At 58.6% G+C, this 25,176-nt stretch carries 20 protein-coding genes and 4 pseudogenes; 7 read left to right on the top strand and 17 right to left on the bottom strand.

The genetic code is table 11. The annotated features are described in order from the left end of the window. The 5 genes and pseudogenes from BG52_RS15850 to BG52_RS14720 all read right to left on the bottom strand — a co-directional run. Positions 1 to 478 (bottom strand): annotated as a pseudogene (locus BG52_RS15850) (hypothetical protein); the annotation flags it as partial. A gap of 124 nt (positions 479 to 602) precedes the next feature. Beyond that, a pseudogene (locus BG52_RS16310) lies at positions 603 to 731 on the bottom strand (LLM class flavin-dependent oxidoreductase); the annotation flags it as partial. A 99-nt stretch (positions 732 to 830) separates the two neighbouring features. Further along, a complete protein-coding gene (gene mgrA, locus BG52_RS01710; protein ID WP_036580256.1) occupies positions 831 to 1,823 on the bottom strand; it encodes an L-glyceraldehyde 3-phosphate reductase in 993 nt (330 codons plus the stop codon). A gap of 50 nt (positions 1,824 to 1,873) precedes the next feature. Then, on the bottom strand, positions 1,874 to 3,694 hold the full coding sequence (locus BG52_RS01715; protein WP_036580294.1) for a B12-binding domain-containing radical SAM protein: 1,821 nt from the start codon (positions 3,692 to 3,694) through the stop codon (positions 1,874 to 1,876). 154 nt (positions 3,695 to 3,848) lie between these two features. Then, positions 3,849 to 5,411 (bottom strand): stalk domain-containing protein, encoded by a 1,563-nt coding sequence (locus tag BG52_RS14720; RefSeq protein ID WP_051587574.1) that lies wholly within the window; start codon positions 5,409 to 5,411, stop codon positions 3,849 to 3,851. 159 nt (positions 5,412 to 5,570) lie between these two features. Here BG52_RS14720 and BG52_RS01725 point away from each other — a divergent pair, with 159 nt between their 5' ends. Beyond that, positions 5,571 to 6,524: an RluA family pseudouridine synthase gene (locus tag BG52_RS01725; RefSeq protein ID WP_036580253.1), complete on the top strand. Its 954-nt coding sequence runs from the start codon at positions 5,571 to 5,573 to the stop codon at positions 6,522 to 6,524. Positions 6,525 to 6,546: 22 nt separating this feature from the next. Here BG52_RS01725 and BG52_RS01730 read toward each other — a convergent pair whose 3' ends face one another. From BG52_RS01730 to gap, 4 genes are all read right to left on the bottom strand, one after another. Next, on the bottom strand, positions 6,547 to 7,947 hold the full coding sequence (locus BG52_RS01730; RefSeq protein ID WP_051587576.1) for an NAD-dependent malic enzyme: 1,401 nt from the start codon (positions 7,945 to 7,947) through the stop codon (positions 6,547 to 6,549). Between the two features lie 71 nt (positions 7,948 to 8,018). Then, on the bottom strand, positions 8,019 to 8,609 hold the full coding sequence (locus BG52_RS01735) for a nucleotidyltransferase family protein (protein WP_190287437.1): 591 nt from the start codon (positions 8,607 to 8,609) through the stop codon (positions 8,019 to 8,021). Between the two features lie 394 nt (positions 8,610 to 9,003). Further along, positions 9,004 to 11,691, bottom strand: coding sequence for a pyruvate, phosphate dikinase (gene ppdK, locus BG52_RS01740; RefSeq protein WP_036666726.1), 2,688 nt, complete (start codon positions 11,689 to 11,691; stop codon positions 9,004 to 9,006). Continuing rightward, on the bottom strand, positions 11,688 to 12,716 hold the full coding sequence (gene gap / locus BG52_RS01745; RefSeq protein WP_036580249.1) for a type I glyceraldehyde-3-phosphate dehydrogenase: 1,029 nt from the start codon (positions 12,714 to 12,716) through the stop codon (positions 11,688 to 11,690). Before gap ends, ppdK begins: the two co-directional genes overlap by 4 nt. A gap of 149 nt (positions 12,717 to 12,865) precedes the next feature. Here gap and BG52_RS16315 point away from each other — a divergent pair, with 149 nt between their 5' ends. The 3 genes from BG52_RS16315 (at position 12,866) to map (ending at position 14,891) form a co-directional block, all read left to right on the top strand. Then, positions 12,866 to 13,027, top strand: a complete 162-nt coding sequence (locus BG52_RS16315) for a DegV family protein (RefSeq protein WP_223298893.1) — start codon at positions 12,866 to 12,868, stop codon at positions 13,025 to 13,027. A 273-nt stretch (positions 13,028 to 13,300) separates the two neighbouring features. Continuing rightward, positions 13,301 to 13,858 carry a CBO0543 family protein gene (locus tag BG52_RS01750; protein ID WP_036580244.1) on the top strand — a complete coding sequence of 186 codons (558 nt, stop codon included), beginning with the start codon at positions 13,301 to 13,303 and terminating at the stop codon, positions 13,856 to 13,858. A 286-nt stretch (positions 13,859 to 14,144) separates the two neighbouring features. Next, positions 14,145 to 14,891 carry a type I methionyl aminopeptidase gene (gene map / locus BG52_RS01755; protein ID WP_036580241.1) on the top strand — a complete coding sequence of 249 codons (747 nt, stop codon included), beginning with the start codon at positions 14,145 to 14,147 and terminating at the stop codon, positions 14,889 to 14,891. Between the two features lie 183 nt (positions 14,892 to 15,074). On the opposite strand, the gene BG52_RS01760 is transcribed toward map, so the two are convergent. Further along, positions 15,075 to 16,508: a S41 family peptidase gene (locus tag BG52_RS01760; protein WP_051587573.1), complete on the bottom strand. Its 1,434-nt coding sequence runs from the start codon at positions 16,506 to 16,508 to the stop codon at positions 15,075 to 15,077. Positions 16,509 to 16,741: 233 nt separating this feature from the next. Here BG52_RS01760 and BG52_RS01765 point away from each other — a divergent pair, with 233 nt between their 5' ends. Together BG52_RS01765 and BG52_RS01770 are read left to right on the top strand one after the other, a co-directional pair. Beyond that, on the top strand, positions 16,742 to 17,560 hold the full coding sequence (locus tag BG52_RS01765) for a Cof-type HAD-IIB family hydrolase (RefSeq protein ID WP_036580239.1): 819 nt from the start codon (positions 16,742 to 16,744) through the stop codon (positions 17,558 to 17,560). Between the two features lie 199 nt (positions 17,561 to 17,759). Then, on the top strand, positions 17,760 to 18,332 hold the full coding sequence (locus BG52_RS01770) for a GNAT family N-acetyltransferase (protein WP_036580236.1): 573 nt from the start codon (positions 17,760 to 17,762) through the stop codon (positions 18,330 to 18,332). Positions 18,333 to 18,420: 88 nt separating this feature from the next. On the opposite strand, the gene BG52_RS01775 is transcribed toward BG52_RS01770, so the two are convergent. The 4 genes from BG52_RS01775 to cysT form a co-directional block, all read right to left on the bottom strand. Next, complete coding sequence (locus BG52_RS01775; protein WP_144340705.1) at positions 18,421 to 19,431, bottom strand: sulfate ABC transporter substrate-binding protein; 1,011 nt, start codon at positions 19,429 to 19,431, stop codon at positions 18,421 to 18,423. A gap of 215 nt (positions 19,432 to 19,646) precedes the next feature. Continuing rightward, entirely contained in the window at positions 19,647 to 20,711 is a 1,065-nt protein-coding gene (locus BG52_RS01780) for a sulfate/molybdate ABC transporter ATP-binding protein (RefSeq protein ID WP_036580233.1), read from the bottom strand. A 3-nt stretch (positions 20,712 to 20,714) separates the two neighbouring features. Beyond that, positions 20,715 to 21,512 (bottom strand): sulfate ABC transporter permease, encoded by a 798-nt coding sequence (locus tag BG52_RS01785; protein ID WP_036580231.1) that lies wholly within the window; start codon positions 21,510 to 21,512, stop codon positions 20,715 to 20,717. Continuing rightward, a complete protein-coding gene (gene cysT / locus BG52_RS01790) occupies positions 21,509 to 22,324 on the bottom strand; it encodes a sulfate ABC transporter permease subunit CysT (protein WP_144340703.1) in 816 nt (271 codons plus the stop codon). Before cysT ends, BG52_RS01785 begins: the two co-directional genes overlap by 4 nt. A gap of 190 nt (positions 22,325 to 22,514) precedes the next feature. Here cysT and BG52_RS01795 point away from each other — a divergent pair, with 190 nt between their 5' ends. Beyond that, positions 22,515 to 23,084 (top strand): LysR family transcriptional regulator, encoded by a 570-nt coding sequence (locus BG52_RS01795; RefSeq protein ID WP_223298894.1) that lies wholly within the window; start codon positions 22,515 to 22,517, stop codon positions 23,082 to 23,084. A 147-nt stretch (positions 23,085 to 23,231) separates the two neighbouring features. Here the strand turns inward: BG52_RS01795 and BG52_RS01800 are convergent. The 3 genes and pseudogenes from BG52_RS01800 to BG52_RS01810 all read right to left on the bottom strand — a co-directional run. Further along, positions 23,232 to 23,639, bottom strand: a pseudogene (locus BG52_RS01800) (IMPACT family protein); the annotation flags it as partial. 153 nt (positions 23,640 to 23,792) lie between these two features. Then, positions 23,793 to 24,425, bottom strand: a complete 633-nt coding sequence (locus tag BG52_RS01805; RefSeq protein ID WP_036666729.1) for an IMPACT family protein — start codon at positions 24,423 to 24,425, stop codon at positions 23,793 to 23,795. Between the two features lie 47 nt (positions 24,426 to 24,472). Further along, positions 24,473 to 25,176 (bottom strand): annotated as a pseudogene (locus tag BG52_RS01810) (glucose-6-phosphate isomerase); the annotation flags it as partial.

Consider the following 25,176-nt stretch of genomic DNA (forward strand, 5'->3'; position numbering starts at 1 on the left):
CGGCGTCAATCCTGCGCCCCCGGCCGTCAACCGCAAAGAAATAGCCGACCTTGCCGCGCATGTCCGGGTCAATCCTGACCTTCGGCGAGCCGATCTGGACCACACGGCAATCCGCGACGGCGCCTTCCCGAAGCAGCAAACTCGCAGCGTGGTAAGCCGCCACTCCGCCGCCGCTGTGCCCGATGAGCAGCACGCTGCGCCCTTTGGCGGAGCCGCGCCGTACGGCATCGGCGGCAACGATCCCGCCGAGCCGCGCGCCTCCAAGCATACGGCTGGACAGATCCCGCTTCACCTCGCGGACTTGCCGCAGCAGCCCGCGCCTGTAATCGCCGTACGGATATACGATACGCACGGTTGAGTCCCGCCATTCTTCCTCCCGGCACAGCTCAGCCAGCCGGCTCATCAACGGTTCGAAGAAGCCCGGCCAGGTTTTTATGCCGGCCAGCAGATAGATGTCAATGCCGCATGCACGGTTCACCGGTACCACACCTTGTCCGTACGCATGAGTACGCAATAATTCCGTTAGTTACTTTCATTATACACGTTAACAAAAACCATGAAAACCTTTTGCCGGGCTAAGCCGCTTCTTCTCAACAGCCGCAGCCACCGTCTCCATTGATGAAATACGCGAACGAGAACGGCGCGCCCAGCTCGGCGGCCCGCGTTGCGCTGTGTCCGCTTGAACCGAGCAGCCACACTTCAGGCGGGGTATCAACCGTCGGCATCGCAGTCTGCCGGCAATGTAAAACGGCCCGCCTCTCCCACAGGCAGGCCTCATTCCAGGCGAAAACAAAGACGGCTGTCTGCAGACAGCCGCCTCATCATGAAGCTCAACCCTTCAAAATTGTTTCGATCTCCGCCAGCTCCTCCGGCGAGAATTCCAGGTTGTTCAGCGCCGCGACGCTGTCCTCGACTTGGCTGACGCGGCTTGCGCCGATCAGTGCCGAGGTCACCCGGCCGCCGCGGAGCACCCAGGCCAGCGCCATCTGGGCGAGCGATTGGCCGCGCCCCGCCGCCACTTCGTTGAGCTGACGCAGCTTGTCCACCAGCTCCGGCGTCAGGTTCTTCTCGCTGAGGAACACGCTAGAGCCGCCCGCGCGGGAGTCCTGCGGAATCCCGTTCAAATATTTATCCGACAGCATCCCTTGAGCAAGCGGACTGAAAACGATACTGCCCACGCCGTTCTGCTCCAGCACATCCTGCAGGCCGTCCTCGATCCAGCGGTTGAGCATGCTGTACGAAGGCTGGTGAATGAGCAGCGGCGTGCCGAGACCGTTCGCGATCTCGATCGCGCGCGCCATCTCCTCCGCCTTGTAATTGGAGACGCCGACGTACAGCGCCTTGCCCTGGCGCACGATCAAATCCAGCGCCCCAATCGTCTCCTCCAGAGGCGTGTTCGGGTCCGGACGGTGATGATAGAAAATATCGACGTAGTCGAGGCCCATCCGCTTGAGGCTCTGATCGAGACTGGATACGAGATATTTCTTCGAGCCCCACTCGCCGTATGGCCCTTCCCACATGTAATAGCCTGCCTTGGTCGAGATGATCATCTCATCGCGGTACGGCGCGAAATCGCTCTTGAGCACGCGGCCGAACATCGTCTCCGCCGAGCCCGCCGGCGGTCCATAATTGTTGGCCAGATCGAAATGCGTGATGCCGAGATCGAAGGCGCGCCGCAGCATCGCCAGCCCGTTCTCATAGACATCCACACCGCCGAAATTATGCCACAGACCAAGCGAAATCGCCGGCAGCAGCAGGCCCGAACGGCCCGTGCGGTTGTACTTCATCGTTGCATAACGCGAATCAGCTGCTTGATAGACCATAGCTCTCCGATACCTCCTCGAATGGGAACCATACAATCCTAAATAAGTCCTTACGGTTGGGCTTGCAGCTTTTCCGGGGATTCGCTCTTGGCGATCCGCAGCGTGTAGGGCGTCGCTTTAAGCTCCTCGTCCGGCGTATAGAGCACGACCAGCAGCGTGTCGGTATCCTTGCGCAGGACGCCGTCGCGCAAATAAGCGTCGAGATCGAACGACAGCCGCTCAATCACCGCATGCTTGTGCAGGTCCTTCTCCGCCGGCGCGAGCGCGGCAAAAGCTTCCGATACGTCCTGCGGCCGCTCGGCCAGCCGGCGCATCCAGCCGCCCTGCTCCCGCTTGTCCATCAGGAACGGCCACCAGGCTTTGCGGGGCTTGTAGTTATGGCCGAGGAAAAAGTCATATTTCATCAGCCCGAACGCCACCTCAAGGTCCAACGTCCCGGCTTCCGCCGATGCGGCGCCCCGCTCGCTCAGAAACGACCACAGCCGCGAGAAAAGATCCTCCAGCTGATGCCCGATTTTCTGCCAGCCCCGTTCCTCCCAATAATCGCCGAACTGCTGAAAGAAGTCAAACGGGGATGGAAACGCATTCTCGACCATGTAGAGCAGCGTCCGGTCCATCCGGTGCGCATTCCAGTACTTCTCGAGCACATCCTCCACCCGTTTAATCCGCACAATATCGGAGAAAGGCAGCAAATCGTTGCCGAGTATTTCATACGGGGCGCGGTCCATGAAAAGGTAGCCGTGCTTGTCGGCGTCGAGCCGCATGCCGGTGCCCCGCAGCATTTTCAGAAAACCGAGCTGCAGCTCCTCGGGACGAAGCGCGAACACGTCGTTGAACGTTTTGCGGAACGTATTGTAGTCCTCGTGCGGCAGCCCGGCGATCAGATCGAGATGCTGGTCGATTTTGCCGCTCTCCTTCACCTTCGTCACCGTGCGCGTCAGCTTCGCGAAGTTCTGGCGCCGCTGTACCGCCTCGTTCGTCATATCGTTGGTCGACTGGACCCCGATCTCGAAGCGAAAAATGCCCGGAGGCGCATGCTCCGCCAAATAATCGAGCACCTCGGGACGCATGATGTCGGCGGTAATCTCGAACTGGAACACGGCGCCGCGGTGGTTCTCGATCAGAAAACGGAACATCTCGAGCGCGTAATCCCGCTTGATGTTGAACGTCCGGTCGACGAACTTGATCAGCTTGGCGCCCGAATCGATCAGGTACAGCAGGTCAGCCTTCGTCCGCTCGATATCGAAGTAGCGGACGCCGACCTCGATGCTCGACAAGCAGAACTGGCAGCTGAACGGACAGCCCCGGCTCGTCTCAAAGTATACGACGCGGCTGCCGAGCGACTTCACATCCTCCGAAAAACGGTGCGGCGAAGGCAGCTTGGCCAGATCCAGCTTCGGCCGCCCCGGCATCACAACGATCTCAGGCGCGCGATCCGCCTTCCGCTTGCGGTAAGCGGTGCCGAAAACAAGATGGTATTTGCCTTCGCCGGCGATTTCCGTCAGCAGATGGTGGAACGTCTCCTCGCCTTCGCCGACGACGATGAAATCGACCTCCGGCAGCCTTTCCATCCAATAGTCCGTGTCATAGCTCACCTCGGGGCCGCCAAGCACGATCCGCAGCTCCGGCATGATTTTGCGCAGCATGCCGATAACGGTGATCGTCTCCTCGATGTTCCAGATGTAGCAGGAGAAGCCGACAACGTCCGGGCGGCGCGCGAACAGGTCGGCGACGATATTCATGGCCGGGTCCTTGATCGTATATTCGGCAATGTCGATATCGAAATCGCGCTCGCTGTAAGCCTTCAGGCAGCGCAGCGCCAATGACGTGTGTATGTATTTGGCGTTCAAGGTCGCCAGGACGACTTTCATATTCGTTCCCTCTTTGCTTTCTATCGCATTTTTCCAGCTGGATGCCGGCATTCCGGAAGCTTTCCCGGCTGATCCCATTTCGCCTTCTATTGTACCGAAACGGCGAACAAAAAAGAAGAGCGGCCCCGCCGCGCGGGCACCGCTCTTCCGATAATCAGCTTCTGACGCGGATATGCATCCGTTCAAGAATTTGCAGGTTGATGACGTCGTAGCGCAGCCGCCACTTGCCACCGCCGAGGTCCGTCGTTTCGCCGTCCGCGAAGCCCCGGGGCTTCGCATTGAACGTCTGCTCGTAATAGACGAGGAATTGAATCCGCTGGTCCGGCAGCATGCGGCGCAGCTCCGAGCCGATGTTCAGCGCCCAGAGCTTCAGCTCGTTGGAGGTCTTGTCGCCGTATATTATGTAGAACGCCGGGTCGATAACCGCGCTGACGACGATCCAGCCCTGCGCATCGCGCGCTACCGCCCAATTGTTAAACGCCGCCACGCCTTGCGACGTCTGCGACTCGCCGAAATTGTTCTCGAGCAGCTGGCGTATCTCTTCGTCGGTCGCATCCTTCAGGCTGTCCGGGAGCGCCGACGCCGGGAAGGCGATCTTGCCCTCCTCAACCGGGTTCTGCTCCAAATCCAGCAGCCAGCCTTCGAGACCCGAAAGGTCCACCGCGAAGTTGAGGTCGGCCTTCGTGTCCTCCACGCCCGACGTCGTAATGCCGATCAGCTCGCCGTATTCGTTGAACAGCCCGCCGCCGGAGCTGCCGTGGTCGATCTGCGCGTTCGTCTGGAAGAGGCGGACGCCTCCTTCGAACGTGATATTGCTGATCAGCCCTTCCGAGACCGTATTGCGGATGCCGAGCGGACTGCCGATCGCGTAAACGCGGTCGCCTTTGCGTACGTCGTAGCTATTGCCGATCACGACGCCCTCGCTTTGCGCAAACCGTTGCATCGGCTCCTTCGTCTGCAGGATGGCCAAATCCTGTTCCTGATCGCCGGCGACCATCCCTTGAAGCGGCACCGACACGCCGTCGTTCAACTGCACCTGGCCCTCCTTGGCCCCATTAATCACGTGATAATTGGTTAACACCCACCGGTCGGACAACACGATCCCGCTGCCTTGCCCGTAATTCGTCGTAATCATCACGACATATTCGTCGTTGCGGGCCACAAGTTCCGCCGCGGACAGCTTTTGCCTGTCGGATTTCGCCGTCTGCCCGTTATCGAGCCGTTTCATCTCCTGCTCCAGCCGGTATTCGACGGAAGCGATACGGACGGATTTCGTCCTGCTCTCCCAGGCCGCATCGGCCTCAAGCGCCTCGCTGACGAAACGGAGCGGCACCATCGTCGCGCCACCAATCACCTGCGCCGGCGTGCTCAACTTGACCGCTTTGCCATTGACCACCGCCTGTGCGGAGCCGATCTTGAGTGAAATATTCCGCGAGCCCTTCTGGGCGAAAACGGTTTTCGTCTGCTGCTGCCAGGCAACCGGCGCGCGCAGCGCGTCAAAAATCGGTCTCATCGGCACGAGAAGCGTCCCATTCTTCTGGACCGGAGCCGGCTTGAGCGCAAGAGGCTTGCCATCCACATAAACCCGGATCTCCGATTGCATCGCCGGGGTCTGATCCGCCGACGACGTCGGCGCGAGAATCGCCGTCTGCGCGGGCAAAGCGATAAACGCCGCCGCAAGCAGCATCAAAATTTTGTTTCTCATGGATGTTTTCATACGGTTCCCGTTTCCCCCAGACATTCTCCTGTATTTCCCATTCCCCATCGTAACACCCGAATCCGCCCGTTGTCTACGGCAATTAACGGCCCTGCCGCATGGCGGTCGTTCCGGTATCATGCTATAGTGAAACCAAAAGCCAATAACGGAGATCCGATCATGAACAAGCGTCAGAACAAGCACCCGAATAAACGTTATCAAAAAACGGCCCCATCGGCAGGCGGACAGCCGATTGCTCGGCAATTTACGGTCGTCGAACCGGTGGAGCTGCTGCCTTTTCTGCTGGCTAAATTATCCGGCGAGGGACGGAACTCAGTGAAATCGATCCTCGCGCGCGGACAGGTTTCCGTAGGCGGCAAAGCCGTCACGGCCTATAATTATCCGCTCGAGCCTGGAGACACGGTCACGGTCCAAAAGGAGAAGGCGGCCGAACAGGCGCCGTTCGCGGGCATGTCCATTCTCCACGAGGACGATGACATCATCGTCATCCTGAAGGATGCGGGCCTGCTCTCCATCTCTTCGGGCAAGGGCCAGGATAATGAAGTGACCGCCTACCGCCAGCTTATGGCGCATGTGCGCGCCAGGGACCCCCGGAACCGAATTTTCGTCGTACACCGCCTGGACCGGGACACGTCAGGGGTCATGATGTTCGCCAAAAGCGAACAAATTCAGCAGGCCCTGCAGAACGGCTGGCAGGAGGCGGTCAAGGAGCGGACCTACGTCGCGCTCGTCGAGGGACAGGTCAAGAAAACGGAGGGCACCGTCTCCTCCTGGCTGAAGGAAAGCAGCACGTTGAAAATGTACTCCAGCCGCTACCCGAACGACGGCCAGCACGCCGTCACCCATTACCGGGCGCTTCAGTCGGGCAACGGATTTTCGCTGCTGGAAATTCATCTCGAAACCGGACGTAAAAATCAAATCCGCGTGCACATGGAAGATATCGGCCACCCAATCGTGGGCGATAAGAAATACGGCTCCAAATCGAAGGTAATCGGGCGTCTGGGCCTGCATGCCCGCATATTGGCTTTCGTGCATCCGGCAAAGCAAACGGAGATGCGCTTCGAAACCGACATTCCGAAGTCATTTTGGAAACCTTTCCGCTTAGGAGATTAAGCTGATGTATACGTTTGCCGCGCTACCGGGTTTCGGGCTCGGGCCGGTCCATAAAGTCGGGGGGTATCCGCCGCGCCTCCCCAGATTCGATCGCCGTCTCGATCACGGCCTTCCGGACAAACTCGACCACTTTGTCGTTAAATATGCTCGGGATAATATATTGCTCGTTCAGCTCGTCCGGCTGCACGACCGCCGCAATCGCCTTGGCCGCCGCTACCTTCATAGCCGGCGTAATCGTTGCCGCGCGGCAATCCAGCGCGCCGCGGAAAATGCCCGGAAAGCACAGCACATTGTTAATCTGGTTCGGGTAGTCGCTGCGCCCCGTCGCCAGCACGCGGACATACCGCTCGGCGACATCCGGCTCGATCTCCGGATTCGGATTGGCCATCGCAAATACGATGCTGTCCTGCGCCATGCTTTCCAAATGCTCGACTTGAAGAACGCCGGGTCCGGACACCCCGATGAACACATCGGCGCCGCGCATCGCGTCTGCGAGCGAGCCCTCGATCCCCTCCGGGTTCGTGACCGCCGCGAGCCGCTCCCATTCCGGATTCCGATATGCGGCACCGCGTCCAATGATGCCTTCGCGGTCGACCGCGTAGACATGCCTGGCGCCCGCCGCCAGCAGCATGTTGCAGATGGAAACGCCGGCAGCGCCGATGCCGACGACTACGATTCGCACGGTTTCCAGCTGCTTGCCGACGACACGCAGGGCGTTGAGCAGCCCGGCGAGCGCAACGACCGCCGTGCCGTGCTGATCGTCGTGGAACACCGGAATGTCCAGCTCATCGATAAGTCTCCGCTCGATCTCGAAGCAGCGGGGCGAGGCGATGTCCTCCAGGTTGATGCCGCCGAAGCCCGGAGAGATCGCTTTCACGATTTGGACAATGGCGTCCGGGTCCTTGGTGTTCAGACAGATCGGAAACGCATCGATGCCCGCCAGCTGCTTGAACAGCATCGCCTTGCCCTCCATGACAGGCATCGCCGCTTCCGGACCGATATCGCCCAGACCGAGCACGGCGGTTCCGTCCGTGACGACAGCCACCGTGTTTCTTTTCATCGTAAGGGAATATGCTTTGCCCGGATCGTTGTGGATCGCCATGCTGACGCGCGCAACTCCCGGTGTATATACCTGCGACAAGTCTTCGCGGTTCTTGATCGGAAGCTTGGGGCTTATTTCGATTTTACCGCCCAGATGCACGAGAAAGGTGCGGTCCGACACATTGACCACACGAATGCCCGGCATGCTTTTCAGCACCTTGACGATTTGTTCGTTGGCCGATTCGTGCAGGTTGACGGTCACGTCGCGCGTGGTTGCCTCCTTGGCTGAGCGAATGACGTCGATGGCCACAATATCGCCGCCCGCCGCACCGATCGCGGCGGCTACTTCCCCGAACGTTGCAACCGATTTCTGAATTTCCATACGAATGACGATAGTCGTTGAGATCGACAAGATTTTTCCCCCTCGATTTTTGTGATGAAAGCCGCAATCGTTCATTGGTCTTTCCGGACATAACGTTCAGCCCGGCGATAGTCTTCAACGGTATCGATATCGTCATTCCATTCGGCCGTTGGAAAATCCACCGTCGCCACGCTTGCCTTGTGCGTCTTCAACAGGCTTCGTGCCCCCTCGTCTCCCTGCAGGCTGTCGAATAACGGATACAGATTCCTGTCGAACAAAACGGGGTGCCCCGGGCGGCCGCCGTATGCGGCTCTCACGATGCGGATGCCTTTGCCGTATCCGTCTTCATACCGCTCGATCAGCCTGCGCACCGCTTCGTCCGGAATGAACGGCTGATCCGCCAGCAAAATGAACGCCGCGCGCGCATGCTCCTTCACCGCTTCGATGCCTGCCCTGAGCGAGGTGGACATGCCTTGCTCCGCATCCTGGTTAAGGACCAGCCTAACCGGTTGATCCACTATACAGGCGGACATCGCTGCAGCATGATCGTTCGCAGCCACGACAACAATCGGGCTCAAGCCCGAGCGGATGGCCAGCTCGACCGGATACAGGAACAGCGGCTTGCCCGAGAGCAAGGCGAGCGACTTGCCGCCGCCGAATCTTCGCGCCTGTCCGGCCGCCAATATGATCGCTCCGATTCCGCTTATACACAAACGCCCCCTTTCGATCTGCGCTTACGCTGCCTTATCCTTTACTTAATTCGCAGCACGTGCGCAAATTCCTTCTCTCCGTCTCCATTCCCAGCTAATCGAGCGCCTGCGCAGGAGTTCAATCGCTGGCAATGCCTCGTATGTAGGTGTCGCTGCTTAATCAATGAACGGCGTGCACATCCTGGATGGTGTGCCAACCTACGTACATTGTGCTTCAACTGAATGGACACGAAGGATTAGACATCTCGCATTATGATCTCCATCATTCGGCAAGACGGCTAAGCTTGGTTAGGAAAAAGGTAAAGCTGACGTCTAATTCCCACAGACGTCAGCTTTACCTTTGTTTGCCGAGCTGCTATCGCAAGGCTCAGACGACAAGCGCGGCGGTTTGTTCCTCCTGCTCGGCCGGTTGCTGCTGAACGGCCGCCTGGGCGGCGGCAATGCGGGCAAGCGGGATGCGGTACGGCGAGCAGCTGATATAGTCCAAGCCGGCCCCATGGCAGAAAGCGATCGATTCCGGATCGCCTCCATGCTCGCCGCAAACGCCTGTTTTCAGCTTTGATTTCACAGCGCGCCCCTGGGACACGGCCATATCGATCAGACGGCCCACGCCTTCGGTATCCAGCACTTGGAACGGATTGTTCGGCAGCAGCTCCCGGTCCATATAATGCGCCATAAATTTATTCTCAGCGTCGTCACGGCTATAGCCCAGCGTCATTTGCGTCAAATCGTTAGTGCCGAACGAGAAGAAATCGGAGTGCACCGCGATTTGGTGGGCAGTCAAGGCCGCACGCGGCACCTCGATCATCGTGCCGACCTTGTAGCGGCAATCCCGGCTTTTGTCCTTGCCGAGCACCTGCTCCGCGATCCGGTCGACCATCTCGCGCAGCAGCTTCAGCTCGCTGGCATGGCCGACAAGCGGAATCATGATCTCGGGCTGTACATCGATGCCTTTGTCCATGCAGGCGGAAACCGCACGGAACACCGCTTCGACCTGCATATCGTAAATTTCGGGATAGACGATTCCCAGCCGACAGCCGCGCTGTCCCAGCATCGGATTGGCCTCATGCAGGCTCCGCACCTGCCGGATCATCCGTTTCACCTCGGCCTGCTCGTCGCCCGTTCCTTCCTGCTCGTAGGTCATCCGCACTAGCTTCTGCTGCAGCTCCTCCAGATTGGGAAGAAATTCATGCAGCGGAGGATCCAGCAACCGAATCGTAACAGGCAGGCCCTCCATCACCGCGAGCATGTCCCGGAAGTCGGCCTCCTGCATCGGCAGCAGCTTCGCAAGTGAAGCCTGACGCGCTTCGCGGCTTTCGGCGAGAATCATCTCCCGCACGATCGGCAGGCGCTGCGGCGAGAAAAACATATGCTCGGTCCGGCAAAGGCCGATGCCCTGCGCGCCGAACCTCCGCGCGGTTTCCGCATCCTGCGGATTGTCCGCGTTGGCATACACCTTGAGCGTCCGCAGCTCATCCGCCCAAGCGAGCATTTGACTCAGCTCCTCGGTCATCACCGCCTCGCTGACCGGAATTTCACCAGCTATGACGCGTCCGGTCGCCCCGTCGAGCGTAACCCAGTCGCCTTCGCGGATCACGGCGTCTCCCGCCGTCATCGTCTGGTCCTCCAGACTGATCCGCAGCGACTCGCAGCCGCATACGCAAGGCTTGCCCATCCCGCGCGCGACGACCGCAGCATGGCTGGTCAACCCTCCCCTGCTCGTCAGAATGCCTTCTGCCGCAATGAGCCCCTGAATATCCTCTGGAGTCGTCTCCGGCCGGGCAAGAATGACGCGCTTTCCCTGTTTTCTCCACTCCACCGCCTTATCGGGGTGGAATACGATTTGCCCGACCGCAGCCCCGGGAGAGGCGGCAAGCCCGGTCGCGAGCACGGATTTCACCGCCTCTTCCTTCAAGCCGCGGTGCAGCAGCTGGTCCAGATGTGCGGCCTCGATACGCATCAAGGCTTCCTGCTTCGCAAGCACGTTCTCCTTCACCAGATCAACGGCGATTTTGAGCGCCGCTTGCGCGTTCCGCTTGCCGCCGCGAGTCTGGAGCAAATACAAGCGGTTGTTCTGCACCGTAAATTCAATGTCCTGCATATCCTTGTAATGCCGTTCGAGCTGCTTCGCAGCCGCAGCAAGCTGTTCGAATACAACAGGCATCGAATGCTTCAGCGTTTCAATCGGCAGCGGCGTGCGGATGCCCGCCACCACATCCTCGCCTTGCGCATTGATCAGGTATTCTCCGAACAACATATCCTCGCCGGTCGCCGGATTGCGCGTGAACAGCACGCCGGTGCCGCAATCTTCCCCCATGTTGCCGAATACCATGCTTTGCACATTGACCGCCGTTCCCTGCGAATCCGGAATCCGGTTCAGCTTGCGGTATACGCGCGCGCGCGGATTGTGCCAGGATTTGAATACGGCTTCCACCGCCATGCGCAGCTGGTCGCAGACATTCTGAGGAAACTCGCGGCCTGCGCGGCGTCCGATACAGTCCTTGAAGTCCTCGATCAGCGACTGCCAGCCCTCCGCCGTCACGTCGCTGTCCTGCTCCACGTTCAGACGGGACTTGAGCCGATGAAGCCGCGTCTCAAACTCGGACCCGTCGATCCCCAGCACTACGCTGCCGAACATCTGCACCAGCCGGCGGTAGCAGTCATAAGCGAACCGGTCGTTTCCGGTCAGCTTGGCCAAGCCGCGCACCGTCGCATCGTTGAGGCCTAAATTCAGAATTGTATCCATCATACCGGGCATCGAGGTAACGGAACCCGAACGTACAGATACGAGCAGGGGCTTATCCTCACTCCCGAACGTTTGTTCCGTTTGCTGCTCCAAACGGTTCAGGGCTGCCGTGTACTGCTGCTCCAGCTCAACCGGCATCCGGCTGCCGATCCGAAAATAGGTGTGGCAGGCCTCGGTCGTGATCGTAAAGCCAGGCGGCACCGGCAAATGGGCGCGCGTCATCTCCGCCAGGTTCGCTCCTTTACCGCCTAGCAGCGTTCTCATATCGGCGCCGCCTTCGGCAAAGCTATACACATATTTCTGCGTCATGCTCTTATTCCTCCTATAGTGGCCATTTCAATATTCGCGATATGAGCGGCAAAATCGACGACCCGCCCGGCATACGCCCATTCATTGTCATACCAGGCAAGCAGCTTGACCTGGTCGTTCCGGACCATGACGCTCAAGCCGTCGATGATGGAAGACTTATCGTTGCCAATATAATCCGACGACACGAGAGGCAGCTCATTGTAGCCGACGTAGCGCCCCAAGGGACCCGCGCAGGCTTGTCGGAACGCGTCCTTGACTTCGCCAGCCTCCACCGGTCGTCCGACCTCTGCCTGAAGATCCAGCAAAGATACGTTCTGTGTCGGAACCCGTATGGAAATGCCTTGTATGCGGGAGGCCAGATGAGGCAGCACCTCCGCGATCGCTTTGCCGACGCCCGTCGAGGTCGGAATGATCGATCCGGTGCAGGCTCTGGCTCTTCTCAAATCCTTATGGGGGTTATCGAGATGATTCTGGTCGCTGGTGTACGCATGCACCGTGGTCATCCAGCCGCTTTTGACCCCGAATGCGTGATCCAGAATATGCAGCACCGGCGCCAGACAATTCGTCGTGCAGGACGCTGCCGACAGCAGCCGGTGGCGGGCAGGATCATACTGGTCGTCGTTCACGCCCATCACAACGGTCAGGTCCACATCCTTGCCCGGGGCCGTAAGCAGTACGCGCTCCGCTCCCGACCGCAGATGACCGGAAGCCTCTGCGCGGTTATTGAACTTCCCCGTCGCCTCGATCACGAGTTCCACGCCGTACCGACTCCAATTGAGCCTTTCAATCGCACGCTGGGACAGCAGCGGTATCCGCCGTCCATTAACGATGATCGCTTCGCCGTCGCTCTCCACATCGCGATCCCAGGTGCGATGCACGGAATCGTATTTCAATAAATGGGCTAACTGGTCGGCGGACACAGTAGAATTCACCGCAGCCAACTCCAGAATCTCGGAGTCGTCGGAAAGCAATTGGCGCAAAACCATTCTACCGATCCGCCCCGTACCGTTGACGGCCACGCGCATCATGTCACCTCCTCTATATATTACACATTTATCATTATATATGACGTAATATATATTAGGCAATAGCCGATAATCAATTATTTAGTACGTCATATAAAAAGATCCGTGTTTGTCTTTTCAGCCTTTCGCAGCCCGACTGCACTACCGACTTGCCGCAACAAATACTGGATCAATACGAGGTAGAGGTCATTCCGCTCTCTGTGTATATCGATTCGGAGACTTACGAGGATAACGTTACGATTACGCCGCTTGTTGTTATCGAAAAAATGAAAAAAGCCGCGAGCTTCCGACAACGTCGCAGCCTTCAGTAGGCGCTCGGCTTTCAGGTGCTGGAGGCGGGCCTCACGACCCATACGGGTCCCGGCGCGATCGGATTTATGTATTACACGGATTGATCAGGACAGGCCTGGGAGCACACCGCTCCCAGGCCCTTTTCGACTCCGAAATTCGTCCCTTCCCGCGATTCGCGAAGCAAGAAAAACCGCACACATTTTTCGAAGGGGCTGATTGGAAACCTTTTTTTCGGAAAAAATAACAGGGTAATCTCCAATTCGCCAATCGTGAGCGAGGTCGTCCCGCCTACAATGCAAAATGAAAAGTATTTAAAAAAAACAGCCGAGCTTTATGACAAAATATCATCCATACATCATGACAAATACCAGCTTTGGGTAGAGCAAGCGCTTTTCACCTGGCAGTGGTGGCTTAGCGTACTGCTGACGGTCCTTCCCTGGGTACTGTGGATAATCTTTCGGAGAAAGGAGAGCGCATTCCGGGTTCTTCTGTCGGGCTTCTTCGTCACCATCATCAGTTCGTGGCTGGATTTCATCGGCATCAGCCTGGGGACATGGCATTATAATTATGACGTGCTTCCGCTGCTTCCTTCATTCAGTCCCTGGGATTTCTCGACCTTGCCGGTACTGGCCATGTTCATGATTCAGATCAAGCCGAAAGTCAATCCGTTTCTGAAAGGCGCTCTTTACGGGGTCATTAGCGCCTTCATAGGCGAGCCGTTTTTCTCCTGGCTCGATCTGTACACGCCTGAACAGTGGAAACCGTATTACTCGTTTCCGGTGTTTGTGGCGATTTATTTGGGCGCCCACTGGCTAAGCGAAAGAAAGGGATTCGAAAAGGTTGCGGAGTGAGCAACCTGACGGCGGCCGTCCTGTCCGGTTTCGACCGGGACGGAACAGCTGTATTACATGGCTTTGAAAATGATAGAGACCGCCGTCGGCGAAACCGCCGCAGGCTTCCTGAACTTCAGCCTCAACAGGGGCTTGTCCAACAGGACCTTTCTTCATGCTCATTTTTGCAAATCCGACTTCCCCATAACACCAGACCGAATATCGGCATAAGTTAATGGGGGATGCGCCGGAACGGGGTGCCGGTCGGATCGGCAATCCACGCACTTCGGGAGGATGTTGAAAAGCGATGGTCATTCTGAAAAGCAGGTCTGAAATTGATGCGATGCATAAAGCCGGGCAGCTCGTTGCCGCATGCCACAAGTCGCTTGCGCCGATGGTCCGTCCCGGCGTCACGACGCGCGAAATCGATTCCTTCGTCGAGGCCATGATCGTGCGGAACGGCGGCAAGCCGTTTACCAAAGGTTATAAAGGCTACGAATACGCGACGTGCGCGTCCGTAAACGACGTTATCGCCCATGGGTTTCCCGGCGACGAGCCGCTGAAGGAAGGCGACATCATTACGATCGATATCGTCGCCCAGTTGGGCGGCTGGCTTGGCGATTCGGCATGGACCTACGCGGTCGGCCGCGTTGCGCCGAACGCGGAGAAGCTGATGCGCGTGACACGGGAGTGCCTGGAGCTAGGCATCCGCCAGGCGCTGCCCGGCAACCGGTTGGGCGATGTGACGAGCGCCATTCAGACGCACGCCGAGAAGAACGGCTTCGGCATCGTCCGCGATCTGCTCGCTCACGGCATCGGCCGCAGCCTGCACGAGCAGCCCAGCTTCATGCATGTCGGCAAACCCGGCAAAGGGCTGCGCCTGAAGGAGGGCATGGTGTTCACGCTCGAGCCGATGCTGACCGAGGGCAGCCCCTACATGTCAATCGACCCTGACGGCTGGACCGCCCGCACGTTCGACCGCAAGCTGGCGGCGCAATACGAACACACGATTGCCCTCACGGTCCAGGGTCCGTTTGTGCTGACCGCGCAGTAACCGCCCAAGCTTTGCCCATTGCATCCGCCGCACAAGTCCGCCCCACTGCGGCGGATGAACGATGGGAAGCGCAAACTCAGGGACTTATCCGAAACCGGTCCTAACAGCCGCCACCGCTCATGAAAAAGCCGGACAATCGCGTTTCACCGCGATTTTTCCGGCTTTTTCACCTTGTACTTGACGTTAGGGCTGTTTGGTCATAATCGCTTGCAGCGTATCGCGCGCCGTGTCCACCTGCGGATCGTCTTCGGCAAGCTTGGCCCGCAGCCGGTCCATCAGCTTGAAGGCCGTGCGCCCGCTCATCATGCCGGTCGGCGTCAGCTTCTCGTCGCGCTGGAACTGCTCGACCGCGGCCGCCGTATCGGCATCGAAAATCCCTTCCGGATTGCCCGGGTCGTACCCGACGGCCATCAGCATTTCCTCCAGTGTCTTCACCCCTTGGCCGTATGCGCCCTCCTTCAGCACCTCGTCCGTCGGCAGCACAGGAAGCCTGGCATATGCCGGCAGCACGGCCTTCACGTCGGGCTCAATGCCCTTCTCGTGTATCCACTTTCCGCTCGGGGTGCGCCACTGCGACTCCGTCAGCTTCAGCACCGAACCGTCGCCGAACTGCCGGAACGTCTGCACGATCCCTTTGCCGAATGACTTTACGCCGACCAGCTTGGCGCCTGCCGAATCGCGCAGCGCGGCTGCCAGCACCTCCGCGGAGCTGGCGGAGCTCTCGTCGATCAGCACGACGATCGGGATCGTCCACGGCTCCTTCTGCTCCGAGCGATAGGTGATTTTCCGGCTGCCGTTCTTATTGACGACCTGCAGCAGCACCTTGTCCTTCGGCACCAGCCGGTTGGCAATGCCGATGGTGGAATCGACCAGTCCGCCGGGATTCATGCGCAGGTCGAGCAGCAAGCCCTTCATGCCTTTGTCCAGAAGACTGTCCACAGCCTGGTTGAATTCTACATCGGTTTTCTCGGCGAACCGCGATATTTGCACCATGCCGACACCGCCGGGCAGCAGCTTCGAGGTAACGGTGCGGATTGGCACCGGCTTGCGGATCAGCGTCACGTCGAACGGCTCCGTGAGGCCGACGCGCACGATCGTTATTTTCACCTTTGTGCCCTCGACACCGCGCGTCTGCTTGACGAGCTCACTCAACGTTTTCCCTCTCATGGGCACGCCGTCGACAGCCGTGATCGCATCGCCTTTCAGCAGACCCGCCTGCTCGGCCGGGGCGCCCTTGAGCGCCGAATTGATGATGAATTGGCCATCCTCCTGCCGGATCTCAACCCCGATGCCGACAATTTGATCGTCAAAATGCTGCACGTAATCCTCGCCCTGCTGCCCCGTAAAATATTCGGAATACGGGTCGTCGAGCGAAGCCGTCATTCCCTCGGCCGCCCCATGAATGAGCTCGCTCGATTTCGCGCCGTTCAAATAGTCTTGCATAATTTCCTTATACGTGTAATCCAGATTGGCAAAAGCGGGGTCCTTCAGCATCGGGTAACGGTTTTCCGTCCACCATCTGCCGCCCGCAAAGCCGATCGCGCCCACCGCGACCGCGCCTGCAATAGCAAACGCGATCCAGCGGCGCCGTCCCGTTGTGGATGGGGAAGGGTACATGCTCGCATCTCTCCTGTCGTTGTCCGTACTTTTCAAGATAACTCATTCGCACCTTTGCTTCAACCTTTGATGCCCTTTCATGCCCTTTATAGAGATTATGCGAACAAGCTGCCTTGTAGAAGCCGTTGTCCTTGCCGTGTCCTTGCCGCTGTCCGCCTTTTCCGCTACAATCAGGCTAGCTTATCAAGTATGACCTGATTGTTCAAGCGACAACAAGGGAGAAGGAGCCTGCTATGTACAAAATGATTGCCATCGATGTCGACGACACCTTGCTCAACGACGATATCAAAGTACCGGACGCAACGAAGCAAGCGCTGGCCGCAGCCGTCGCCAAAGGCGTAACCGTCACGCTGGCAACGGGCCGCATGTTCGCCTCCGCGCAGAAAATCGCCAAGCAGATCGAGCTGAACGTGCCGATCATCACCTATCAGGGCTCGCTCGTCAAAACGCTGCTCGACGGACAGGTGCTGTACGAGCGCAGCGTGCCGGCCGATGCGGCGGAGGAGCTTTTCGAATACTGCCGCGACAAGGGCCTTCATCTGCAGCTTTATGTACGGGACGAGCTATACACCACCGAAGATAACGAGAAGGTCCGCGCCTACTCGAAGCTGTCGAACGTGCCTTACAACGTAGAGCCCGACTACACCCAGCTGTTGCGGGAGCCTTTGACGAAAATGCTGATCATCGACGATCCGGACCGGCTCGATGATGTGGCGGCCGAGCTTCGCCCCCTGATCGGCGACCGGGTTCACATCACCAAATCGAAGGCGCATTATCTGGAATTCATGCACAAGGAAGGCACGAAGGGACATGCCGTGGCCTTCATGGCCGAACGGATCGGCTGCTCGCTCAATCAGGTTATCGCCATCGGCGATGCCTGGAACGATCACGAGATGATCGAGGTTGCAGGCTTGGGAGTCGCGATGGGCAATGCCGTGCCGTCATTGAAGGAAATCGCCGACTACGTCACGCTGACCAACAACGAGGAGGGCGTGCGGCATGTCATCGAAAAGTTCATTTTGCATGCGGAAGACGGTTTGACGACAGGTTGAATCAGCAGGATGCCGGAGGCGGCGCAGCCGTCCGTCCGGCGTTTTTTGCGTTTCGCGTCCATGCTCCCGAAAAAATAACGAAGCTCGCCGGCTTTTGCCCGTTTCAAGCTTCTCTATTTGTTGTATAATAAGAAAGTACGTTATATAACACTGCCGACGGTTGCATTCGGAAACGCTTACAATGGAGGAGGAACCCGAAATGTTTGCTTACTCCCTGACCGATCAGACGGACATGAAGCTGCTGGAGCCGGAGCATTCGGAAGAGCTTTTTCAATTGACGGAGGACAACCGGCCTTTGCTGAGAGTGTGGTTCTCATGGGTGGCCGGCGTCAAATCGCCTTACGACACGCGGGCGTTCATCGACGACGTCAACAGGCGGCGGCGTATCGGCGATGCCTACGCGTACGGCGTGTACGAGGGTAATCGGCTGATCGGGGTCATGGAGCTGTCGGACATCAATTCGCCCGACAAATGCGGACGCATCTCCTATTGGCTCAGCGAAAAGGACCGCGGCAAAGGGCGGATGACCCGCGCTTGCAGCATGCTGACGGATTACGCCATCCAGCAATGCGGGCTCAACCGCGTCGTCATTCACGTCGCGGTCGACAACCCGCGGGGCAGAGCCGTGCCGGAACGACTGGGCTACACGCTGGAAGGAACGGCCAGGCAGGCCAAACGGCGCGAAATCGGCTTTGTCGACATGTCGGTCTACAGCATGCTCGCCTCGGAGTGGGCGGAGATGGACCGGATGTCCAGATATATCGGCTATTAATAACAGCTTCTCGGGCACAACCGACGTTTATGCGGTTGTGCTCTTATTTTTTCCGTCCGAGCCGTGCTCGGCGAACCCGCATCCCTTCCTATAAACCAGCCAGCACCTGATACCAGATGCCTTTCTTCGAATACAGCTCCTCGCGCACCTGCGCCCACCCGCCGAGATAGCCGATATCGAACAAGCCCTCAGGCTGCGGAAAACGATCCTTCGTTTCGGCCCACACGCCCGGATCGACCGGCCGGAAGCCGTACTTTGCCAACGTGCGCTGCGCCTCGGGCGTGCCGAGGAAGGAGACGAACGCCTCCGCGACCTCGCGTGTGCCGTGTCGGTCCGCATTGGCGTCAATTACGGCGGCGGGATTCTCGATTTGAATCGTATCGCGCGGCGTCACGATCTCATACGGAACGCCCTGCGCAATACGCGCGAGCAGTTCATTCTCATAGGTCACGATCACGTCGCCGACGCCGTACTCGAAGGCCGCCATCGAGGCGCGCCCGCTTTTGTCGAGCGACTCGACATTGTCGTGGACGGCGGCGAGGAAGCTTTTGGCGTATGCCGGATCCTTCCGCCCCAGTTCCTCCTCCGAACGCTTCAACCCGGCTCCGTAGATGGCGTTAATATCCCACATCGCGCCGCCCGACGTTTTCGGATTCGGATAAAGCACCTTGACGCCTTCCTTCGTTAAATCGGACCAATCGCGGATGCCGAGCGGGTTGCCTTGCCGGGTGCCCATAACGACGAGGGAGCGCGTGACCATGCCCCCGTACGCGTTCGCATCCCGCCAGCTGTGCGTGATAAGCCCGGCTTTCTCAATTTTGTCGATATCCGTTTCCATCGCCAGCACTGCAACATCCGCCTCGAAGCCGCCGACAATCGATCTGGCCTGCGTGCCCGACGCCTCGTACGACTCCTGGAAGGTCACCAGTTGGCCCGTTTTCTCCCGCCACTGCTGCTGGAACGCCGGCAGAAGCTCCGCGAACGCATCCTTCACGACCGAGTAAGCGCCGATCACCAGCGTCACATCCTCCGTCGAGGCTGCCGTCGCCTCGCCGCCGCTGCCCGCTCCCGGCTCGGATCGGCTCGCGCATGCGGCCATCAGCACGAGCAGAACAATCGCCGCGACCAAGGCGGTCCCCCGTCTGAACCGCAATGAGAACCATGAGCGCGCAACCGTCGGCGCCCCAGCCGCCGCTTCCTGTATCAAGTCCCGTCCGCTCGGGCGGACCGGGGTCGTCTCGTTTTTCATAATGCACCCAACACTTTCTGCGTGAAATAGTCGGAGCGATACAATGCTCGACATGAGCTGTCCGGCTAGATATGAATCGGCATCGGATCTTCCTTCAGCGCATTTTCCATAATCCAGCTGTCGCTTTCATTAAAAAGATAGGCGCGGTGCACAAGCACGCTGACCTCTTCGCCGGGATGCAGAATGTCCTTCTCCAGCGAGCGGTACGTGATCAGCAGATTCGAGCCGACCTCCACCTCCACCAGCCATTCGCTGCCGCGGAAGTGGATATGTTTGACGCGGCCGCGCTCCGTAGCCGAAGGGATACGAAACTCGCTAAGCCGGCCGACCTCGATATATTCCGGACGAATGAGCGCTTTCGTATCCGGCCAGGACGTTGCGTTCGCGAAGCCTTTCAGCTTGGAGACGTCCTCGACGATCGTCGATTCCCCGATGAAGCTGGCCACAAATTGGGTCTGCGGATTTTTGTAAATATCCCACGGTGTCCCTTTCTGCTCAAGACGCCCTTTGCTGATAATCATAATTTCGTCGGCCACTTCGATCGCCTCGTCCTGGTCATGGGTGACGAAGATGGAGGTAATGCCGAGCCGTTCGATCATATCCTTCAGCCACGAGCGAAGCTCCTGGCGAATTTTGGCGTCAATGGCCGCGAATGGCTCATCGAGCAGCAAGAGCTGCGGTTCGGGTGCAAGCGCGCGCGCAAACGCGACGCGCTGCCGCTGGCCGCCGGAGAGCTGGTGCGGATACCGATGCTCGAAGCCCTTCAAGCCGGTAAGCTCGATAAGCTCCATGACCCGCGCGCGGATTCGCTCCTTCGCTTGCTTTTTCACCTTCAGGCCGAAGGCGACGTTATCGAACACGGTCATATGCTTGAATAAGGCGTAATTCTGAAAAACGAAGCCGATCCCACGCTCCTGCGGCGGCAGCTCGTTCACGCGCTTGCCCTCAAAAACGATATCGCCGGAGGACGGCGATTCCAATCCGGCCAGCATGCGGAGAATCGACGTTTTGCCGCCGCCGCTCGGACCGAGCAAGCCGATCAGATGCCCTTTCTCGACATTGAAGCTTACATTGCGGACCGCATGGAAATCGCCGAAGCTTTTGTTCAGGTTGCGTACCTCGATCTGCATCGCTCAATGCACTTCCTTTCGCTTCTTGGCCCATTCCATCAGCAGCAGCAGTCCCACGGAGACGGCAGCGAGAATGAGCGCCAGACTGTTTGCCGCGATCACGTTGAAATTTTCCACGTCCTGATAGACGAGCGTCGTGGCCGTTTGCGTTTTGTTAATGATATTACCCGATACGACAAGCACCGCACCGAACTCTCCCATACAGCGGGCGACCGTGAGCACAATGCCGTAGATGACGCCCCAGCGGATCGACGGCCAAGTCACATGCCAGAACGTATACCAGGAGTATGCGCCCAGGGTGGAAGCCGCTTCCTCCTGCTGCGCGCCGATTTCCTGCAGCACCGGCATCACCTCCCGCACCATGAGCGGAAAAGTGACGAACAGCGTCGCAATGATCATGCCAGGCATCGCGTATACGACCTTGAAGCCCGCATCCTCAAAAAACGCGCCGAGCACCGTATTCGGACCCAGCAGCAGCACGATCATCAGGCCGCCGATAACAGGCGATACGGCAAACGGCAAATCGACGACGCTGTTCAACAGCTGCTTCATACGGCGGCCGAGCCAATCGGCGCGGACCAGATAGAGCGCAAGCATGACGCCGAAAAGCGTATTGATCACCGTGACGATAATCGTAATCAGAAAAGTCATCCAAAGCGCGTGCAGCGATTGCGGACGGGCCACCGCCTCGATGAAGCCGCCCCAACCGTTCGCCCAGGCGCCAGTGAAAATTTTGATCAGCGGCGCAATGAGCAGCACGAGAAACACGACATAGGTTAGAGGGATCCAGAGCTTTTTCATGCGCGGCCCCTCCTCGACTGGATCACGTTGACGCTCCAGAGGATCAGGAAGGAAAGCGTAAGGAGCACGATCGACACGGCGGCTGCGCCCTGCGGATTGTCGCTTTCCACTTCGCCGAAAATGTAAACGGACGCAATCAGCGTCTTGCCCGGGATATTGCCGGCCACCAGCACGACTGCCCCGAATTCCGCTAAAGCCCGCGCAAACGCCAGCATGGCGCCGCTGACGATTCCGGGTAAAATGGTCGGGAATATAACCTGCACAAACGTCTTCGCCTTCGAGGCGCCGAGCGTATACGCCGCCTCCTCCTCCGACTTATCCATTTCCTCCAGCAGCGGCTGCACCGCGCGGATCACGAACGGGAAGGTGACGAACAGCATCGCGATGACGATCGCCGGCTCATGGAACACGATCTGGAAGCCGAGTCTCTCCGCCGCTTCGCCGACCGCGCTTCCCGGACCAAGCAGCAGCAGAATCATAAGCCCGCCGACCGCTGTCGGCAGCGCAAACGGCAAATCGACCAGACTGTTCAGAATCCGCCGGCCGAAAAAGCGGTAACGAATCAACACCCACCCGACCATCGTGCCGACCAGTACGTTGATGACCGTTGCGATCAGCGCCAGCCGAATGGTCAGCAGCACGGATTTCCACGCGAGCGGATCAGTTACGGCGGCCCGGAACGGCGGCCATCCGAGCGAAAAAGACTGTGCATAAACACCCAGAATCGGCAGCACGATAAGAACGATGAAATAGAGCACAATAGCGCTTCGGAAGCCGAAGCTCCACCATCGGCTGCGCAGCATGACATTCACGTCCATTAACCTCCCAGACCTTCGGTATGTCCGATGCAACCCGCACCGCTTTATGTGTATTGAGGTGGTTGAGGGTTTAATTCCTATTAAATCAATCGGTATTAACAACTTTACCAGAAGCTTTCGCTTTCAGTCAATGGTTTTCATAAGAATTATTGATGGCTACTACAAAGTATAGTGATGACCCGGATTGGGTGCTTATCCCTCCCCAGGGATGATCGAAATAAACAACGCAAAAAAGACCGTCCGATTACGAAGCGCGTTCGTAAGGGAACAGTCTTTCAGCTTCACGAAGGCCGCAGACGCGCTGCACGTCACGCAGCCGACCTTGTCCAAGATGGTGAAAATGCTGGAGTCCGAACTGGGCGCCGAGCTGTTCGACCGCTCGGCCACTCCGATCGAGCTGACCGATTCGGGAGATGCGATTCTGCGTTCCGCGCGCGGCATCCTGCTATCGCTGGACCGGATGACACAGGAGTTGGACGAGGTGATCCGGCTGGAAAAAGGGACCGTACGGCTCGGCATACCGCCGATGATCGGCGTCCACTTTTTCCCGTCGGCGATCGAGAAATTTCACAGCCTGTTGAAACGGAAGGCCGGTTTCATGTCCATCCCTGCATCGAAGAGCAGCTGGCGGCGGTGCTGCCAAAGGGCCACGCGCTGGCCGGGCAGCCGTTCATCCTGTTCCGCGAAGACTTTAATCTTCACCATGTCATCCTGGAGGAGTGCGGAATGGCGGGCTTCAGGACGGTTCCGCTAGCGTCCCCGGGCATTCCGTGGCGGATGTCGATGATCTGGCGGAAAGAGCATTATATCCCATTTGCCGCGCGGGAAAGGACACGCATGATTCGCGAGGTCCCGCTGAAATGCTCGCGGGGCATTTCTTATCGATGCCGGCAATGCCGGCTTATTCGCTTTCCACATAATAACGCGATTCCCCGAGTGTAATGTTGCCCTGCCCTTGGATCAGATCGGTCATCCAGTTGACGAACCGCTCGGCCTCAGGAGCTTCGGGCAAGCATGTCACGGTTACGCGGTCGGTGAAGGAGACTTCACCCGTGCGGACGCCGCGTCCCCGCAGCTCGTTCTCGATTTTGCCGTACCAGGTGTAATCGACGTCGACGAGCACTTCCCGGTGCAGCACGTTAACGATCGGCACCGCGGCGTCGATGCCGGCGACCGCGCCGTCCGTATAGGCGCGGATCAGGCCGCCGGCGCCGAGCATAATGCCGCCGAAGTATCGCGTCACGACGACGACGGTATTTTTCAGGCCCTGCGCCTTTATGACCTCGAGTATCGGCTTGCCTGACGGTTCCGCTAGCGTCCCCGGGCATTCCGTGGCGGATGTCGATGATCTGGCGGAAAGAGCATTATATCCCATTTGCCGCGCGGGAAAGGACACGCATGATTCGCGAGGTCCCGCTGAAATGCTCGCGGGGCATTTCTTATCGATGCCGGCAATGCCGGCTTATTCGCTTTCCACATAATAACGCGATTCCCCGAGTGTAATGTTGCCCTGCCCTTGGATCAGATCGGTCATCCAGTTGACGAACCGCTCGGCCTCAGGAGCTTCGGGCAAGCATGTCACGGTTACGCGGTCGGTGAAGGAGACTTCACCCGTGCGGACGCCGCGTCCCCGCAGCTCGTTCTCGATTTTGCCGTACCAGGTGTAATCGACGTCGACGAGCACTTCCCGGTGCAGCACGTTAACGATCGGCACCGCGGCGTCGATGCCGGCGACCGCGCCGTCCGTATAGGCGCGGATCAGGCCGCCGGCGCCGAGCATAATGCCGCCGAAGTATCGCGTCACGACGACGACGGTATTTTTCAGGCCCTGCGCCTTTATGACCTCGAGTATCGGCTTGCCTGCCGTGCCGCTCGGCTCGCCGTCGTCCGACTGCTTAAAGAGAGGTCTCATTTTGAATCCTGAAAATATTACGATTTGGTTGGCGTTCGGTGCCGGTTTTTTCTTGATTTCCTCCACGTAAGCGACCGCTTCCGCTTCGTCTGCAACCGGCTTCGCATAGCCGATGAACCGGGATTTCCGTATGACGATCTCCCGGCTGGCCTCCTGTCGCAGCGTCTTATAGCGCTCCAGCATCGGCGCCCGGCTCCTTTCGCATGCTCATGCTGCGTTGCCCGCCGGCACTACAGCCGCGCTTCCAGCTCCGCCTTCTCCTTCTCGTAGCCCGGCTTGCCGAGCAGCGCGAACATGTTTTTCTTGTAAGCCTCGACGCCCGGCTGGTCGAATGGGTTGACGCCAAGCAGATAGCCGCTTACACCGCACGCGATTTCGAAGAAATAGACGAGATAACCGAACGTATACGGGCTGAAATCCTTGATCGTGACGACCAGGTTCGGCACGTTGCCGTCGGTGTGGGCGAGCAGCGTTCCCTGGAACGCCTTCTTGTTGACGAAGTCCATTGTCTTGCCGGTCAGGAAGTTCAGACCGTCCAGATCGGCCGGGTCGTTCCCGATGCTCAGATGCTCCGACACCTCGGCTACCTGGATAACGGTCTCGAACAGATTGCGCGCACCCTCCTGGATGAACTGGCCCATCGAGTGCAGATCGGTGGAGAAATCGACAGCCGCCGGGAAAATGCCCTTGTTGTCCTTGCCTTCGCTCTCGCCGTACAGCTGCTTCCACCACTCCGAAACGAAGTGCAGCGAAGGCTCGTAATTGACGAGGATTTCCGTCGCTTTGCCTTTGCGGTACAAGGCGTTGCGGACCGCTGCATATTGATAGGCTTCATTTTCTTTCAGGTCGGCAGAAGCATATTCCTTGGAGGCGTCCGCCGCGCCCTGCATCATCGCGTCGATGTCGATGCCAGCGGCGGCGATCGGCAGCAGGC

Source organism: Paenibacillus darwinianus, assembly GCF_000598065.1.
GTDB classification, from domain to species: Bacteria; Bacillota; Bacilli; order Paenibacillales; family Paenibacillaceae; genus Paenibacillus_I; species Paenibacillus_I darwinianus.

Coding starts and splice junctions, on each gene's coding strand:
- BG52_RS01780 (WP_036580233.1), bottom strand. CDS start 20,711: ATGCAGATCGAGGTACGCAACCTGAACAAAAGCTTCGGCGATTTCCAT.
- ppdK (WP_036666726.1), bottom strand. CDS start 11,691: ATGACGCAGAAATATGTGTATAGCTTTGCCGAAGGCGGCGCCGATATG.
- BG52_RS01775 (WP_144340705.1), bottom strand. CDS start 19,431: ATGGCCGCATGCGCGAGCCGATCCGAGCCGGGAGCGGGCAGCGGCGGC.
- mgrA (WP_036580256.1), bottom strand. CDS start 1,823: ATGGTCTATCAAGCAGCTGATTCGCGTTATGCAACGATGAAGTACAAC.
- BG52_RS01765 (WP_036580239.1), top strand. CDS start 16,742: ATGTACAAAATGATTGCCATCGATGTCGACGACACCTTGCTCAACGAC.
- BG52_RS01770 (WP_036580236.1), top strand. CDS start 17,760: ATGTTTGCTTACTCCCTGACCGATCAGACGGACATGAAGCTGCTGGAG.
- BG52_RS14720 (WP_051587574.1), bottom strand. CDS start 5,411: ATGAAAACATCCATGAGAAACAAAATTTTGATGCTGCTTGCGGCGGCG.
- BG52_RS01750 (WP_036580244.1), top strand. CDS start 13,301: ATGCAAAATGAAAAGTATTTAAAAAAAACAGCCGAGCTTTATGACAAA.
- BG52_RS01805 (WP_036666729.1), bottom strand. CDS start 24,425: ATGCTGGAGCGCTATAAGACGCTGCGACAGGAGGCCAGCCGGGAGATC.
- BG52_RS01715 (WP_036580294.1), bottom strand. CDS start 3,694: ATGAAAGTCGTCCTGGCGACCTTGAACGCCAAATACATACACACGTCA.
- map (WP_036580241.1), top strand. CDS start 14,145: ATGGTCATTCTGAAAAGCAGGTCTGAAATTGATGCGATGCATAAAGCC.
- BG52_RS01785 (WP_036580231.1), bottom strand. CDS start 21,512: ATGAAAAAGCTCTGGATCCCTCTAACCTATGTCGTGTTTCTCGTGCTG.
- BG52_RS01725 (WP_036580253.1), top strand. CDS start 5,571: ATGAACAAGCGTCAGAACAAGCACCCGAATAAACGTTATCAAAAAACG.
- BG52_RS01730 (WP_051587576.1), bottom strand. CDS start 7,947: ATGGAAATTCAGAAATCGGTTGCAACGTTCGGGGAAGTAGCCGCCGCG.
- BG52_RS01760 (WP_051587573.1), bottom strand. CDS start 16,508: ATGTACCCTTCCCCATCCACAACGGGACGGCGCCGCTGGATCGCGTTT.
- gap (WP_036580249.1), bottom strand. CDS start 12,716: ATGCGCGTGGCCGTCAACGGTACGGGGCGGATCGGTAGAATGGTTTTG.